Origin of the sequence: Bacillus sp. Root131, from assembly GCF_001429475.1 — a bacterium.
GTDB classification, from domain to species: domain Bacteria; phylum Bacillota; class Bacilli; order Bacillales; family Bacillaceae_G; genus Bacillus_A; species Bacillus_A thuringiensis_S.
The window spans coordinates 103,900-118,916 of record NZ_LMJQ01000034.1 but is presented as its reverse complement, the minus strand read 5'-3'; the positions used below and the strand labels follow the sequence as shown (position 1 = coordinate 118,916).

The window sequence follows — 15,017 nt, the reverse complement described above, 5'->3', positions numbered from 1 at the left end:
CAATTTTAATTACAAAGAAAAGATTCACAAAATCTTTACATTGTAATTGTTCCTGTAGATTGAAAGTCTCTTGTATAATGCACATAGAAAAACATTATAGGAGGTTCCATTGAAAACTAACAAATACACTTTTCATACATTATTAGAGATTTTTCTCGTCTCATTTAAATTAGGATTTACTTCATTCGGCGGTCCTGTCGCTCATCTCGGCTATTTCCACCACGAATACGTGCAAAAAAGAAAATGGATGGATGAACGAAGCTATGGAGATTTAGTAGCACTATGTCAATTCCTTCCCGGTCCTGCCAGCAGTCAAGTCGGTATGGGGGTTGGATTATTACGGGGCGGGCTATTAGGAGCTATTATTTCATGGATTGGATTCACTTTACCGTCTGTGCTTGTTTTGGTTTTCTTCGCCTCATTCCTTAATCAGTTCGATCTTGGAAGTGCTGGCTGGATTCATGGACTAAAACTTGTAGCAGTCGCTATTGTCGCTCATGCCATATGGGGAATGGCGCGGAAGTTAACTCCAGATCGAAATCGTGCAACGATTGCGATTGTAACTGCCGCAATCGCCTTATTATGGCCAAGTAGTTGGACACAAGTCACCCTCATCATAATATGTGGCTTTATCGGCTGGTTGTTATATCGCAACCAACCAATTAGCCAATCTCAACATATAAAAGTACCTATTTCAAAAAAGATAGCAGTTTCTTGTCTCGTCTTATTCTTTGGACTATTACTACTGCTACCAATATTAAGACCGTTCTCTTATTACATCGCTTTATTTGATAGTTTCTATCGCTCTGGCGCACTTGTATTTGGAGGAGGACATGTCGTGCTGCCTCTTCTTGAAGGTGAGTTCGTACAAAACGGAATGATGACGAAAGAACAGTTCCTAGCTGGATACGGATTAACACAAGCAGTACCAGGACCACTGTTTACATTCGCCTCTTATATAGGAGCAGTGTTAGACGGGACGCTTGGGGCATTACTCGCAACAATTGCAATTTTCTTCCCTGCTTTCTTACTCGTTATTGGTGTTTTACCATTTTGGAACAGCGTGAGAAAAATATCATTCATACAAGGCGCACTACTTGGAGTCAATGCCGCTGTTGTCGGTATTTTACTAGCAGCTTTTTATGATCCTATTTGGACAAGCACAATTATGAACGCTGTAGATTTTGTTTTTGCATCTCTTCTATTTTGCTTGCTCGCTTTTTGGAAAACACCACCTTGGGTTATCGTTATACTCGGGGCATTTGGCGGATATGCTCTATCCATTTTATAAATAAAAAACGACGGCATGATGTAGCCGTCGTTTTTCTATTAAAACTTCACAAGCTCTATTCCTTCTGGTAATTTGCTCTCTGTTAAAATACGCAATTCCTTCACACGATTCATTACGTAAGAAGAACGCTTCACAAGCTCTGGATCAATATAAGCTGGATGAACCATAATTTCTACCGTTTGTTCACCTTGTACTCTTTCTTTTAACTTCACAAAGTAATCTTCCGTCACACCATCCGCATAAAAGTCACTGTAAAACACATCAGAAAATGGGCGCACCGCTCTATCTTCCTCACAACGACGAATCGGAACATTATATGTAGCCGCTAATCTCTCAAGAACATCATGTAAAATCGGTAAACCATGCACATGATGATGACTATCTAAATGAGTTGGTGTTAATCCGTAAGATAGGAATTTCTCAATTTGAGCAGTCCACTCTCTCTCAACTTCTTCTGGATTTATATTTCCTTCCCTTACGACACCTTGTTTATGAAACAATCCATCGCTACTTACAAGTGATGGTACGTCTCCAAGAAGTGGTTCTCCTGCCGTTAATACAAGATGTACTCCTACTCCTAGCGTTTCATACTCTTTGGCTAAGCGTACCGCATGCTCTGTTCCTGGCATATTCATCATCAGCGTCGTTGAATTTACAAGTCCGTTTATATGCCCATCAATAATGCCGTAATTTGTACCTTCTGTAAGACCGAAATCATCTGCGTTTACAATTAACTTAATCATCGTAATACCTCCTAATAAAGTGAAACTTTAATCAGTGGGGGGTTTTCTCCCCCCCACTGATTATTAGTTGAACCAATCGGACTTTTATGGGCAGTTGATCCCCCACCTAATTTCTTTGTTTTCGCTGAATTTTGAGGTAGTGGTCTTACTTCTTACTGCCCATTAAAGTGGGATAGAATAAAAAAAGCGGGCTAAATAGCGCCGCTTTTACTTCTCTACCTTTTTGAAGAACTGCGGAAGATATTCTTTATGTGCTTCCAACATTTCATCTAAAATTTGTTTTGCAACTGTATCTGATGGTACAAGTGGATTAATTGTCATAGCAAGCAGCGCTTTATGATAATCACCTGTAACAGCAGCTTCAATTGTTGTGCGCTCAAATGATTTAATTTGCTGTACTAAACCGCGAACTGGTACTGGAAGATCTCCGACCGCAATTGGTTTTGGACCTTCTTTCGTAATAATACAGTTCACTTCAACAGCAGAATCATCTGGTAAGCTTGCAATTGTTCCGTTGTTTCGTGTATTAACAGGCTGGATATCACCTTTATTGTTGTAAATAGACGTAATTAAGCTACATGCTGCGTCACTATAATAAGCGCCGCCACGTTTTTCTAATTGTGGTGGTTTAATATCTAAATTCGGGTCTTTATATAACTCAAATAAATCATTTTCTAATTGTTTTACTACTTCTGCACGTGTACCTTTTTCAACAGAAGCTTCTTTTTCTTCTTCTAACATTTCACGTGTTTTGTAGTAATAACGATGATATGGACATGGAATTGCACGAAGACCGCGAATAAAGTCTGGTTCCCAGTTAAGCGCTGCGATATTTTCCATCGTAATTTGCTTTTCCGGATCTGTTACAAGCTCTAACACACGATCCATTACACTTACGCCATCTAAGTATACATCTAGTCCGTATACCATATGATTTAAACCTGCAAAATCAACGTGGACACGACTTGCATCTACTTCAAGTAATCTTGCAAGACCCATGCGGATTCCGATTGGAACGTTACATAGACCAACTACTCTTTGAATATTTGTATAACGAAGGACAGCTTCTGTTACCATACCAGCTGGGTTCGCAAAGTTAATTAGCCATGCATTCGGACAAAGCTCCTCCATATCTTTACAAATATCTAAAATAACAGGAATCGTTCTCAGTGCTTTGAATAAACCACCAGGACCATTCGTTTCCTGACCGATTACATCATATTTTAATGGGATTGCTTCATCTTTTGCACGTGCTTCTAATAAACCAACGCGAAGTTGTGTTGTTACGAAGTCTGCATCTTTTAATGCCTCACGGCGATCAAGTGTTAAATGTACCTCGATTGGTAAACCAGATTTTTTCACCATACGTTTCGCTAAGTTACCAACAATTTCTAACTTTTCTTTTCCTGCCTCAATATCTACTAACCAAATTTCACGAACAGGAAGCTCATCATAACGTTTAATAAATCCTTCAATTAACTCTGGTGTATAACTAGATCCACCGCCGATTGTAGCAATTTTAATTCCAGTCATGCTTTATTCCCCTTTCGCTTCAAGCTTTTTATAAAGATCGATAAACTCTGCTGCTAATTCTTTCACTGTAATCGCATTCATTAAATGATCTTGTGCGTGAATTAAAAGAACACTAACCTCTGTTTTTTCTCCTCTTGCTTCTGATTGTATGAGCTCTGTTTGGAAATGATGCGCTTCATTAATCGCTTCTTTCGCCTTTACCATCGCTTCATCTGCTTCTACCATTTTCCCCTGTTTGGCAAATTGAAGTGCCTCCATCGCAAAGCTTCGTGCGTTACCACTATTTAAAATCAATTGGAATGGAATTTGTTCTGCTGTAGTCATCATAATTACCGCCCTCTCTATAAGGTTCAACCGATTTAAATACCCCTTCAGTTTGAACATGTCTATTAAAGTATGAATTTATTAATGATAGTTTAGTGTTCATATAGATGTTTTTCATCTTTTTGAACATGATATAAAGGTAATTGTTCTCACAGGTATCGTTGTCTATGAGAACAATTACTATGTTACATAGGTACAGAGTTGTTATTTTCTTGTGCTGCTTTCTCAGTACGGATAACTGAACGATCGCATGCGACAACGAATGGGAAGTAAATCGCCATTGCAACAACAAAGTTGAATAATTGTAAAATCGCACCAGAAGGATGTAAACCTGTTACAAGATACCCACTAATAATTGGTGGAACGTTCCATGGAACCATCGCTACTGTTTTTGGTACCCATCCTAAGTAAATTGCTGTATAAGATGTAATAACTAACACAACAGGTGTTAATACGAACGGGATGAATAAAATTGGATTTAATACGATTGGTGTACCAAAGATTACTGGTTCGTTAATGTTAAATGCACCAGGTCCAATTGATAGACGAGATACACCGCGTAATTGTGCACTTTTCGCTACAATTAATACAACTACTAAAAACGCTAATGTTGCACCAGAACCACCAAGATATACGAAAGTATCAAAGAATGGTTTTGTAATAATGTTTGGAACATCAAATGCAGATGTACCATCTTGGAATAACTTAATATTTTTCTCTAATGCTGGTAAATAAAGTGGCTCAATAATACCACCAACAATATTTGGACCATGTAAACCGAAGAACCAAAGTACATGTACTAATAACGCAATAAAGATTGCACTTGGTAACGTACCCGCTAAACCTTGTAATGGAACTTGTAATGTATTAAAGATATACTCATGAACACTTGTACCTGCTAGTTTTACTGCTAATTGAATACTTGCAATACCTGTTAAAATCACAAATGCTGGAACTAAAGCAGCGAAAGATTTCATTACTGCTGGTGGTACACCGTCAGGCATTTTAATTGTAATGTTTCTTTGAACAAAGAAGCGGAATATCTCCGTTACGAGTATGGAGACAATAAGTGAAACGAACAAACCCTGTGCGCCTGTCCAAAGCATATTTATTCCAGCTTCTTTTGGTGTTGTTGGTGTAAGAATAATTAATGCACCAAACGAAATAATACCTGCTGACAATCCATCAACACCGTAAGATTTTGCTAAGTTATAACTTATGGTAACCGCCACCATCAGAGCTAATACCCCGAAGGACCCTGTCCACATACCAGCACCAATTTGTGTCCAAGTTTCACCGAATAAATCTTTCATAAAATTTTGGAATGCTGGAATTGGTAAACCATTAACTAGTACTGCCATCGAACCAACTAAAATAAGTGGCATAACTGCAATAAATCCATCTCGGATCGCAGCTAAGTGACGTTGCGATCCGATTTTACCAGCAATCGGAACCATGTACTTCTCCATAAATGCAATAAACTTTTGCATTTTACTTCCCCCCTAATTATTTTTTAAGTGTTAATGCGTGATCTAAAACTGCTTCTCCATTCATCATGCCGTAGTGCATTGGATTGATAACGTCGATTCCAACGTTTCTCTCGTCAGCAAGCGTTTTCATTGAAGAAAGCATGTAACGAACTTGTGGTCCTAGTAATAATACATCTGCTTGATCGATATTTGTTTTTACTGCATCCCCAGATACAGCCCAAATCTTTCCTTCTAGACCGCGAGCTTTTGCGGCCGCTTCCATTTTTGTAACTAGTAAACTTGTAGACATCCCTGCTGAGCAACATAATAAAATATTCATTTGAAAATCCCCCTTGTGTAGTATAAAAAATTTATGTTTTATTTATTTTTCTTTACGCTATTTATTAATGCAATTAGCGTGCCAACTTTTTAAAACCACTAAAATCAGCACTTTTTCGACTGTTTTCTTTGTGTGTTAACGCTTTCAATTAGTGTGTTACTCAAAAAACACACAGTGTGTTATAAAACAACACGCTTTTAACACATAACTGTATGAAAATAGATTAGTGTTTAGTTGTCTAGTTATGCTTAACATAAAAAAACACTAAAAAAATCTTTCATCGTAGAATCTAGTAAAAAAACAACATGCTCTTGAACACACTCTTCTATCTATTGTCCAAGCAAATTCTACTAGATTACATAGAATAGAGTAAAATAACACAATTCGAAAGGAGATTCCTATGCCAAAACATAGAAAACAAAGCAAAATAAAGATTTATAGAATAAAAAGCTATAAAAAAGACAAGCGTTCTGAAGTAGACTCTGACAAATTTGAACTAGAACAGCAGGACAAGCACGATACACAAGACAAACAAGATGAACAGGATAAACAAGTACAATCAGAAAATGTAATTATAGTACCCACAGATTCACACAACTTAGATGTGTGGGATGAAATTTCTCTAAAGGAAATACAAGCTGGTGAACATACAAATTTATTTAAAGAAAAGAGTAATTATCAAAATATTAATTTAGTCCAAGTAAACGATATTCGCTTATACTTGGACAAGCAACTACAATTCAGCTCCGTCGATGAGCAAATTTATCATGAAGCACTTGTACATCCAATTATGTCAAAAGTAATTGATCCAAAACGTGTTCTCATATTAGGCGGTGGCGATGGTCTTGCCCTGCGAGAAGTTTTAAAATATGAAACTGTACTACATGTAGACCTTGTTGACTTAGATGGATCGATGATTGATATGGCTCGTAATGTTCCAGAATTAGTTTCTTTAAACAAAAGTGCATTTTTTGATAATCGTGTAAATACACACGTATGCGATGCAAAAGAGTTTTTAAGCTCTCCTTCCTCTTTATACGATGTAATCATTATTGATTTCCCAGACCCAGCGACAGAGTTGTTAAGTACTTTATATACAAGCGAACTTTTTGCTCGTATAGCTACATTCTTAACAGAAGATGGCGCATTCGTCTGCCAATCTAATTCACCTGCTGATGCACCTCTAGTATACTGGAGCATCGGTAATACAATTGAACATGCTGGACTAACTGTGAAAAGTTATCATACAATCGTTCCTTCTTTTGGAACTGACTGGGGATTTCATATCGCTGCTAATTCTGCCTATGTACTAGATCAAATTGAACAATTATATGTAGTACCAACTCCTCGAACCTTGCCTGCTCTTCTTTTTCCTTTATTTCAATTTAAAGAAGAACATCTAGAACAACGCAACCTCGCTCTTTTAAATTCAGAATCGAACCTTATCCTACATCAATGCTACAAACAGGAAATGAAGTTTTGACGATATTATAGTAAGGAGTGTTGCCTATGGAATATTCTACTTTTGGCAAGCATATAATAGTAGATTTATGGGGAGTAGATTTTTCTCTACTAGATGATACGCACTTTTTAGAATATCATTTAGTTACAGCTGCAGATTGCTCTGGTGCCCATGTTTTAAACGTAAGTAAAAAAGAATTCCAGCCATATGGTGTTACTGTATTAGTGTTATTATCAGAAAGCCATCTTTCCATTCACACTTACCCGGAACAAAATTTTGCAGCTATTGACTGTTATACTTGCGGTACAACCGTTGAACCACAAATTGCGATTGATTATATCGTAAATATATTAAAACCGGAGCGGATGCATATAAAAAGATTAATTCGTGGTATAGGAGAAATTGTTACTGCCGATTAATTATAACTCTTACTCATCCGGAAAAAGGAGGATTGTAAATACCATCAGTGGGATGAACATTCCACTGATGGTACAGGCATATACATAAAGTGAAACTTTAATTAGTGGGGGTTTTGTTCATCTCCCACTAATTATTAGTTGAACCAATCGGGCCTTTACGGACAGTTAAGCTCCCTCCTAACTTCCTTGCTCCAGCCACATTTTGAGGTGGGAGTTTTACTGCCCGTTAATGCGGGATAAAAAAACCTTGCATAAGCAAGGTTCATTCATCCACCGACATCTTCCTATATAACTCTACAAACTCACTTGCTAATTCTTTCACTGTAATTGCATTCATTAAATGATCTTGCGCGTGTACCATTAAAAGAGTAACTTCGGTCTTTTCGCCACCAGCCTCTTTCTGTATAAGCTCCGTTTGTACACGGTGCGCCTCTTTTAATTCCTCTAGCGCTTCTTGTAATTTAGCTTCTGCTTCTGTAAACTCCCCACGCTTCGCACAATCAATTGCTTCCATTGAACAACTTCTCGCGTTTCCTCCATGCAAAATTAAATGAAAAGCTTTCGTCTCTATCGTATCCATTTTACTTCTTCACTCCCCCTTTTCTTCTGCTACTTTTTGTTTATCCCATATTTTTAAGAACGGTAAATAAATGAAGAATGCAAGCGCAAAGTTGACGAGTTGTAAAACAACACCTGAAATTTTCCCACCCGATCCTAAATATCCACTGAAAAGAATAGGTGTCGTCCAAGGTACAGCCGCCCCACTCGGACGTGCGACCCATCCCCATTCCATTGCAAAGTAAGAAACAATTGTTAACACAACTGGAACCAATATAAATGGAATTAATAAAATTGGGTTCATTACAATTGGCATACCAAAAGTTACCATCTCATTAATATTAAATATACCAGGCGCGATTGACAATCTCCCTAAACTTTTTAATTGTTGACTTCGTGCAAATAGTAACATTCCGACAACTAGAGCCAGCGTTGCACCAGAACCGCCCATATAAATCCATAAGTCAAAAAACTGTGCCGTAATGGTATTTGGTACATCTTGCCCAGCTTGAAAAGCAACTCGATTTTGATCCATTAACGACAACCAAACAGGGCTCATTACACCACCAACAATAGTAGCACCATGAATTCCACACGACCAAAGAACATGAACGAGAATAACTGCTATTATTGCGCCCCAAAGACTAGCACCAAGTACACTAAGTGGTTCCTGTAAAATTTGTCCTACAATATTATGGATACTGCCAAAAGAAGTATTTTCTATAATTAAGCGTAAAATCCAAATAACTGTTACAACAATAAAACCTGGAACAAGTGCCGCAAATGAACGCGTGACAGCTGGTGGAACTGTCTCTGGCATCTTTATAATTATCTTTTTTTGTACAATAAACCGATAAAGTTCAGTAGATATAAGTGCAATAATCATTGCTACAAATAACCCTTGGCTTCCCATTAATGCAGCTGGGATAGCGCCTTCTACAAGTACACTCTCTTTTGTACTTGGTATAATATATGCAACTTGAAATGGAGTCGCAAGTAAAAACGTCACAAGCGACAATGCCCCGGATGCTAAAGCATCCACTTTATAATACTCTCCAAGCCTGTAAGCGATTCCAAAAACAGCTATTAAAGCCATTATATTAAAAGTTGCACTAACTGGATACCCTAAAGCTCTCTGCCAATTCTCACCAAACAAACCTGCCATAAACTCGTTATATCCCGGTATCGGCAGTGCACTAATAATGAGGAAAAACGATCCAATAATTAAGAAAGGCATCGTTAAAATAATTCCATCTCGAATTGCTTGTAAATGCCTCTGCTCTGCAACCTTCCCTGCCACCGGCATCACATACTTCTCTAAAAACCGTATCATCTATCCCACTCTCCTCATGGTTTCATTGACAAAGCTGCTTGCAAGATAGCTTCTCCATTACAAAGTCCGTAATGGACGGATTGAATAACATCAACAGGTACCCCTTTCTCCTTACATAATTCTTTCATTTTCGGTAATAAATAACGTACTTGCGGTCCAAGTAAAAGGACATCAGCTTTATCAATATGACTATTCACTTCAGAACCTGATACTGCCCAGATTTTCACTTCTATCCCTCTTGCCTCTGCTGCTTTCTCCATCTTTGTAACAATCAAACTGGAAGACATTCCCGCTGCACAGCAAAGCAAAATATTCATTCCGCTTCCCTCCCCCTTTTTCTAAACCTAAGTTATGGTGCATCCCTTGCCACCACTAGGTTACAAATATATATGTCTAGATTTCCTGCTGTATGCCGAGCTTAAAAACAAAAATTTCTTGGTTTTCACGCTATTCCATTTATCCGTATTCTCCTAGTAAAGAGGACTCTAACTCGCTATAATGATTCAGTATGATTTTTTAATTGATAGGAGGATATATTTATGAAGGCATATCGCTTTCCACTTATTTTATTATCTTCTATCCTAATTGGTGGTTTCATTGGTTATTTCATGGGTGCCGATGCAGTTGCTTTAAAGCCGCTTGGTGATATTTTCTTAAACTTAATGTTTACGATTGTTGTACCTCTAGTGTTCTTTAGCATCGCATCGTCTATTGCTAATATGGATGGATTAAAACGTTTCGGTAAAATTATGTCTAGTATGGCTGGGACTTTCTTATTTACAAGTATTTTAGCTGCTATTTTTATGATTATTGTCGTGAAAGTATTCCCGCCAGCACAAGGTGTTGTACTAGAACTAACACAACCTGACAAAGCCGGCAAAGCTGTTAGTGTTGCAGATCAAATCGTCGGTATTTTAACAGTATCTGACTTCTCGAAGTTACTATCTCGTGAAAATATGTTAGCTCTTATTTTCTTCTCTATCTTAATGGGGATTGCAACTTCAGCAGTTGGCGAAAAAGGAAAGCCATTCGCTACATTCCTACAAGCTGGTGCAGAAATTTCAATGAAAGTTGTATCTTTCATTATGTACTACGCTCCAATCGGACTTGCTGCTTACTTCGCAGCATTAGTTGGTGAATTCGGACCACAACTTCTTGGAACTTACTTCCGAGCAGCAATGGTATACTATCCAGCTTCTCTTATCTACTTCTTTGTATTCTTCACGTTCTATGCATACCTTGCAGGTCGCAAACAAGGTGTACAAGTATTTTGGAAGAACATGGTCTCTCCTACAGTTACATCACTTGCAACTTGTAGTAGTGCCGCAAGTATTCCAGCGAACTTAGAAGCAACGAAGAAAATGGGTATTTCTTCAGACGTTCGTGAAACAGTTGTCCTTCTTGGATCTACACTTCATAAAGATGGATCTGTTTTAGGCGGCGTATTAAAAATTGCTTTCTTATTCGGTATTTTCAACATGGAATTCGAAGGACCGAAAACATTAGCAATCGCACTTGTTGTTTCTTTATTAGTAGGAACAGTAATGGGTGCTATTCCAGGCGGTGGTATGATTGGTGAAATGTTAATCGTATCTCTATACGGTTTCCCGCCAGAAGCATTGCCAATTATTGCAGCAATTAGTACAATCATTGATCCACCTGCAACGATGTTAAACGTAACAGCAGATAACGCTTGTGCGGTAATGACAGCTCGCCTTGTAGAAGGTAAGAATTGGATCAAAAACAAATTTGCTTAATAGATAGAAAGAGGATGCTCGTTTAGAGCATCCTCTTTTTGTCGTTATTTGTTGATAAGTTGATATCTCCTCTCGCCACAAATTTGTTACAATCTTCACAAATATTCCACATCCATTATCCATTCTCCGTACTATAATCATGTATGGAAAAGGAGATGGAAATAATGACTCAAAGCGCACCAGAATTTAAAGTTTTGCAAAGCATTGCATTTCTCGCTGTTGTTTTGCAAAGTTCCTTATTATATACAATGAATCAAGGAAATGTCTTACTTGAGCAATCTCTCATTATGGGCATGCTATTCAACCTTGCAAAATTCTCAGCACCAGCATTCATATTTATCGTTGGATTTCACTTAATTCGGCACTATACCAAGCAATTAGTATATAAAGAATATATTTCTGAAAAAGCGACACACTTACTCATTCCTTATTTCTTTTGGTCTATTCTTTACCTATTAACAACAAACGATCTTATTACGTTACAAAGTGGAATAAAAAGTTTATTACTCGGAACAGCCGCGCCCCATCTTTGGTACGTTATTATGATGTTCCAAATTCACTTATTGTTCCCTTTACTATGCACACTTTTTTATTGGTTTCAAAAACGAACAGAAAATAAAAAAGACATATATAAATATATGACCTTTTTCGCGTGCCTATATTTTCTATTAATGTGGTTCTCTTCTCACTATATTTTTAATGGAGAAAAATTAACAAGTTCAACAATTTTACATTATACAGATCGATCATTTCTATTCTACTCATTCTATTTCGTTATGGGTGGCATTGCCGCTGTAGCACTAAAAACTTGGCGTCTATTCGTCATGAAACATATCCCGCTTATAACAATATTATTTTTCATCTTATTTTTATTCATCAATTATGAGTTGTTTAGTTTTCACGGAGCAAACTCTATTCATTTAACTGTTTCTACCTATTTAAAACCATCTATGTTTTTATATATCGTATGCGAAATTATCATACTGTATATGTTATCTATTATGATAGTACAGCGTCGTGGTTTCTTATATAAAACGTTACGTTTCATTGGAAATTACACGTATGGTGCTTATTTAGCTCACTTATTCTTCTTGCAACTATGCACAAAGTTTCTTTCTTTATTCACACTGCAAGAAAATACTATATTATATAGCCTATTACTATTTGTGTTAACGGCTATTATCTCTATTTCAACAATGGTCATTTGTAGCACAATACCATTTCATACTTGGATTACAGGGCCTTCTCCTACAACAAAGATGAAATGGGCGAAGGTTGTATTCCGAAAAAATCATAAAAAACTATTCAAGCCATATATTTGATATAATGATACGCATATAAAAAGAAAGCGAGAGACACCTATGATTAATCAAGTTGGACAAATTATGCTATATGTAAATAACCAAGACGAAACAGTACAATTTTGGACAGAAAAAGTAGGGTTCCAAATCATTGCGGAAGAAAATAACGGAAACGGATTCTGCTGGATTGAAATTGCACCGGCGAAAGAAACAGGAACAAGCATCGTCCTTCACGATAAAGCGTTAATCGCGAAGATGCAACCTGAATTAAACTTAGGTACTCCTTCACTTATGTTCTTCTCAAATGACTTAGACCGTCTATATAAAGATCTTTCAGAGAAAAATGTCACAGTTGGACAGGTTGTAGATTTACCTACTGGTAGAGCATTCAACTTTGCTGATAATGAAAATAATTACTTTGCAGTAATGGAACGTAAATAAAAAATAAGCTATCCGAAAAAATCGGATAGCTTATTTCATTTTAAGAAACTTGTTCTGCATTCGTTTCTTTATGCTGTATATGGCTCGTGATCCAAGCAATTCCACCGGCAACAACGAGATAACATAACAATATTAAAATTTGCATTTGTAATTGCGACCAATCTCCTAAAGAGATAACATCTTGTAATCCTCTAAGAGAATGGGACATTGGGAGAAACTGTCCAATTTTGCTAAGCACAGCTATGTTTAATTCTCCTGGGAAAGTACCTCCACTCGTCGCTAATTGCAGGACAAGAAGCGTTACCGCTAAGAACTTTCCAACAAGACCAAATACTGTTACTAACATAAGAATAAATGTCATGAACGTAAAGGAAATAACAATACTTGATAAAACAAAAAGTGGCACACTGGCAACTTCTAGTTTCATAACACCTAGCACAACTACATCTACGAGTAGCGCTTGAATAAGTCCAATTAAATATACCAATCCTAATTTATTAATAAAATGTACCGTTCCGCTTACCTTCATATTTTGTCTGCGGCCAAGAGGTAAAATATTCGATGCCATAATTCCGCCAACATAAAATGCAAGTGATAAGAAATATGGTGCAATGCCTGAACCGTAGTTAGGAACGTCAGAAACTGTTGACTTCACTAACTGAACTGGCTCTGAGAACATCGTATTGCGTGCATCATCATTACGGACATCCGCTATCTTCTCTGCGCCCTCTCCCAATTTCGTAGAAAGTTCTTTCGCACCATCATCAAGTTTAACAAGTCCATTTGTTAATTTACTAGCACCGTTATTCAGCTCCGTTCCACCACTCGCAAGCTGATTTACACCTTCTTGTACTGTTGTAAATCCATTTCCCCACTTCGTAAATCCATCAGCTAAATTCGATGCACCATCTGCTACCTTTTTCGTTCCAGCAGTAGCTTCATTTAACTTAACTCCGAATGTATTCATGCCTTCTTCAATCTTATGTTGACCCTCAGTAAGCTTCTTCGCACCTTGTGTCAATTGTTGTTGGCTATTATTTAAAGTACTTGTTGCTTTAGCTAGTCCATTAGACGTAGCAACAATTTTTTGAAAAGCGGGATCTTGCTGCACTTCTGGATGATTTTTCACGTACTCTTCTAATTGTTGTTTTACACTATTAGCTGCACCATCCGCTTTTACTTGGCCTTCAGCAAGCTTCTCACTTCCACTCACCCATTCATTTGTACCAGCACTTAATTCACTAACTCCTGATTGTAACGTTTTTTCACCTTGTGCTAATAACTCCATACCACTATGAAGTGATGTCACTCCTTGACTCAGCTCATTTGCCCCCCCGGTTAAAGCAGATTGACTGGATGCAAGCTTTTCACTTCCCTCTTTCAATTTCGATGTCCCATCACTTAAACGATCAATACCATCCGCAAGCTGATTCGCTCCATTTTTTGCATCGGTCGTTCCTTCATGTAACTTCTCAGCCCCATTACTTGCATCACTCAATCCTTGTGCCAAATCTTGAAACTTTGAAAAGACACCCTCTGTATAAGATTTCGTAATACTATTTGAGATTTTTGTTTTCATATTTTCAACAGCTGTCGTTCCAATTTGAGCTGCTACAAAGTTTTTACCTGGATTTACTTTGTACTGTAACTTTGCTGGCTCTGGTTTCTCATCCATAAGTGTACTTACCTTTTTAGAGAAATTCTCTGGAATCGTAACAACCATATAATATTTATCTTCTTTTAACCCTTCATCAGCATTTTTTTCTGATACGAAATGAAAAGCCAGTTCCTTATTCTCTTTTAAATTTTTAACAAAATCGTCTCCTGCATGAATTGTTTTTTCATCCATCACAGCACCCTTATCTAAATTCACAACTGCAACAGGTAATTTATCTAATTTTCCGTACGGATCCCAATATCCAGCCAAGAAGAATCCTGAATAAATTAACGGAACGATTAATAAAAAAATTAAAGCGATACGTCCATGTTTATGGTGCCACATCGCTTTCCAATCTTTAAATATAAGTTGAATTCCTTTCATGAAAC

15 protein-coding genes are annotated in these 15,017 nt (G+C 37.3%); 6 read left to right on the top strand and 9 right to left on the bottom strand.

Annotated elements, in window-relative coordinates:
* Window positions 1-109: 109 nt before the first annotated feature.
* The gene (locus ASE54_RS27515) at window positions 110-1,291 is read left to right on the top strand and encodes a chromate transporter (protein ID WP_000856212.1); all 1,182 of its coding nucleotides are present in this window, start codon (window positions 110-112) and stop codon (window positions 1,289-1,291) included.
* A 38-nt stretch (window positions 1,292-1,329) separates the two neighbouring features.
* Here the strand turns inward: ASE54_RS27515 and chbG are convergent, their stop codons facing one another.
* From chbG to ASE54_RS27490, 5 genes are all read right to left on the bottom strand, one after another.
* Entirely contained in the window at window positions 1,330-2,034 is a 705-nt protein-coding gene (gene chbG / locus ASE54_RS27510) for a chitin disaccharide deacetylase (RefSeq protein WP_000593451.1), read from the bottom strand.
* Between the two features lie 207 nt (window positions 2,035-2,241).
* Window positions 2,242-3,567, bottom strand: coding sequence for a 6-phospho-beta-glucosidase (gene celF, locus ASE54_RS27505; protein WP_000145760.1), 1,326 nt, complete (start codon window positions 3,565-3,567; stop codon window positions 2,242-2,244).
* 3 nt (window positions 3,568-3,570) lie between these two features.
* A complete protein-coding gene (locus tag ASE54_RS27500; protein ID WP_000989059.1) occupies window positions 3,571-3,894 on the bottom strand; it encodes a PTS lactose/cellobiose transporter subunit IIA in 324 nt (107 codons plus the stop codon).
* Window positions 3,895-4,076: 182 nt separating this feature from the next.
* Complete coding sequence (celB, locus tag ASE54_RS27495; RefSeq protein WP_001168857.1) at window positions 4,077-5,381, bottom strand: PTS cellobiose transporter subunit IIC; 1,305 nt, start codon at window positions 5,379-5,381, stop codon at window positions 4,077-4,079.
* A 16-nt stretch (window positions 5,382-5,397) separates the two neighbouring features.
* The gene (locus tag ASE54_RS27490; RefSeq protein ID WP_001023569.1) at window positions 5,398-5,700 is read right to left on the bottom strand and encodes a PTS sugar transporter subunit IIB; all 303 of its coding nucleotides are present in this window, start codon (window positions 5,698-5,700) and stop codon (window positions 5,398-5,400) included.
* A 400-nt stretch (window positions 5,701-6,100) separates the two neighbouring features.
* On the opposite strand from ASE54_RS27490, the gene ASE54_RS27485 reads away from it, so the two are divergent.
* On the top strand, window positions 6,101-7,183 hold the full coding sequence (locus ASE54_RS27485; protein ID WP_001123950.1) for a polyamine aminopropyltransferase: 1,083 nt from the start codon (window positions 6,101-6,103) through the stop codon (window positions 7,181-7,183).
* Window positions 7,184-7,209: 26 nt separating this feature from the next.
* A complete protein-coding gene (gene speD / locus ASE54_RS27480; RefSeq protein WP_000456838.1) occupies window positions 7,210-7,581 on the top strand; it encodes an adenosylmethionine decarboxylase in 372 nt (123 codons plus the stop codon).
* Between the two features lie 262 nt (window positions 7,582-7,843).
* Here speD and ASE54_RS27475 read toward each other — a convergent pair whose 3' ends face one another.
* From ASE54_RS27475 to ASE54_RS27465, 3 genes are read right to left on the bottom strand one after another with little or no spacing between them, the layout of a single operon-like run.
* Window positions 7,844-8,161 (bottom strand): PTS lactose/cellobiose transporter subunit IIA, encoded by a 318-nt coding sequence (locus ASE54_RS27475; RefSeq protein WP_000379645.1) that lies wholly within the window; start codon window positions 8,159-8,161, stop codon window positions 7,844-7,846.
* Window positions 8,162-8,170: 9 nt separating this feature from the next.
* Complete coding sequence (gene celB / locus ASE54_RS27470; RefSeq protein WP_000617788.1) at window positions 8,171-9,472, bottom strand: PTS cellobiose transporter subunit IIC; 1,302 nt, start codon at window positions 9,470-9,472, stop codon at window positions 8,171-8,173.
* Between the two features lie 14 nt (window positions 9,473-9,486).
* Entirely contained in the window at window positions 9,487-9,789 is a 303-nt protein-coding gene (locus ASE54_RS27465) for a PTS sugar transporter subunit IIB (RefSeq protein ID WP_001023546.1), read from the bottom strand.
* Between the two features lie 222 nt (window positions 9,790-10,011).
* On the opposite strand from ASE54_RS27465, the gene ASE54_RS27460 reads away from it, so the two are divergent.
* The 3 genes from ASE54_RS27460 (at window position 10,012) to ASE54_RS27450 (ending at window position 12,971) form a co-directional block, all read left to right on the top strand.
* Window positions 10,012-11,229, top strand: a complete 1,218-nt coding sequence (locus tag ASE54_RS27460; protein WP_000649376.1) for a dicarboxylate/amino acid:cation symporter — start codon at window positions 10,012-10,014, stop codon at window positions 11,227-11,229.
* A gap of 164 nt (window positions 11,230-11,393) precedes the next feature.
* On the top strand, window positions 11,394-12,551 hold the full coding sequence (locus ASE54_RS27455; RefSeq protein WP_000194337.1) for an acyltransferase: 1,158 nt from the start codon (window positions 11,394-11,396) through the stop codon (window positions 12,549-12,551).
* A 39-nt stretch (window positions 12,552-12,590) separates the two neighbouring features.
* A complete protein-coding gene (locus ASE54_RS27450; RefSeq protein ID WP_000610156.1) occupies window positions 12,591-12,971 on the top strand; it encodes a VOC family protein in 381 nt (126 codons plus the stop codon).
* A 40-nt stretch (window positions 12,972-13,011) separates the two neighbouring features.
* On the opposite strand, the gene ASE54_RS27445 is transcribed toward ASE54_RS27450, so the two are convergent.
* A complete protein-coding gene (locus tag ASE54_RS27445; protein WP_000676322.1) occupies window positions 13,012-15,012 on the bottom strand; it encodes a YhgE/Pip domain-containing protein in 2,001 nt (666 codons plus the stop codon).
* Window positions 15,013-15,017 lie beyond the last annotated feature (5 nt).

Bases quoted from the DNA above. Each gene is read 5' to 3' on its own strand.
- celF (WP_000145760.1), bottom strand. From the start codon at position 3,567: ATGACTGGAATTAAAATTGCTACAATCGGCGGTGGATCTAGTTATACA.
- speD (WP_000456838.1), top strand. From the start codon at position 7,210: ATGGAATATTCTACTTTTGGCAAGCATATAATAGTAGATTTATGGGGA.
- ASE54_RS27490 (WP_001023569.1), bottom strand. From the start codon at position 5,700: ATGAATATTTTATTATGTTGCTCAGCAGGGATGTCTACAAGTTTACTA.
- ASE54_RS27500 (WP_000989059.1), bottom strand. From the start codon at position 3,894: ATGATGACTACAGCAGAACAAATTCCATTCCAATTGATTTTAAATAGT.
- celB (WP_000617788.1), bottom strand. From the start codon at position 9,472: ATGATACGGTTTTTAGAGAAGTATGTGATGCCGGTGGCAGGGAAGGTT.
- ASE54_RS27445 (WP_000676322.1), bottom strand. From the start codon at position 15,012: ATGAAAGGAATTCAACTTATATTTAAAGATTGGAAAGCGATGTGGCAC.
- ASE54_RS27460 (WP_000649376.1), top strand. From the start codon at position 10,012: ATGAAGGCATATCGCTTTCCACTTATTTTATTATCTTCTATCCTAATT.
- ASE54_RS27485 (WP_001123950.1), top strand. From the start codon at position 6,101: ATGCCAAAACATAGAAAACAAAGCAAAATAAAGATTTATAGAATAAAA.
- celB (WP_001168857.1), bottom strand. From the start codon at position 5,381: ATGCAAAAGTTTATTGCATTTATGGAGAAGTACATGGTTCCGATTGCT.
- ASE54_RS27455 (WP_000194337.1), top strand. From the start codon at position 11,394: ATGACTCAAAGCGCACCAGAATTTAAAGTTTTGCAAAGCATTGCATTT.
- ASE54_RS27450 (WP_000610156.1), top strand. From the start codon at position 12,591: ATGATTAATCAAGTTGGACAAATTATGCTATATGTAAATAACCAAGAC.
- ASE54_RS27465 (WP_001023546.1), bottom strand. From the start codon at position 9,789: ATGAATATTTTGCTTTGCTGTGCAGCGGGAATGTCTTCCAGTTTGATT.
- chbG (WP_000593451.1), bottom strand. From the start codon at position 2,034: ATGATTAAGTTAATTGTAAACGCAGATGATTTCGGTCTTACAGAAGGT.
- ASE54_RS27475 (WP_000379645.1), bottom strand. From the start codon at position 8,161: ATGGATACGATAGAGACGAAAGCTTTTCATTTAATTTTGCATGGAGGA.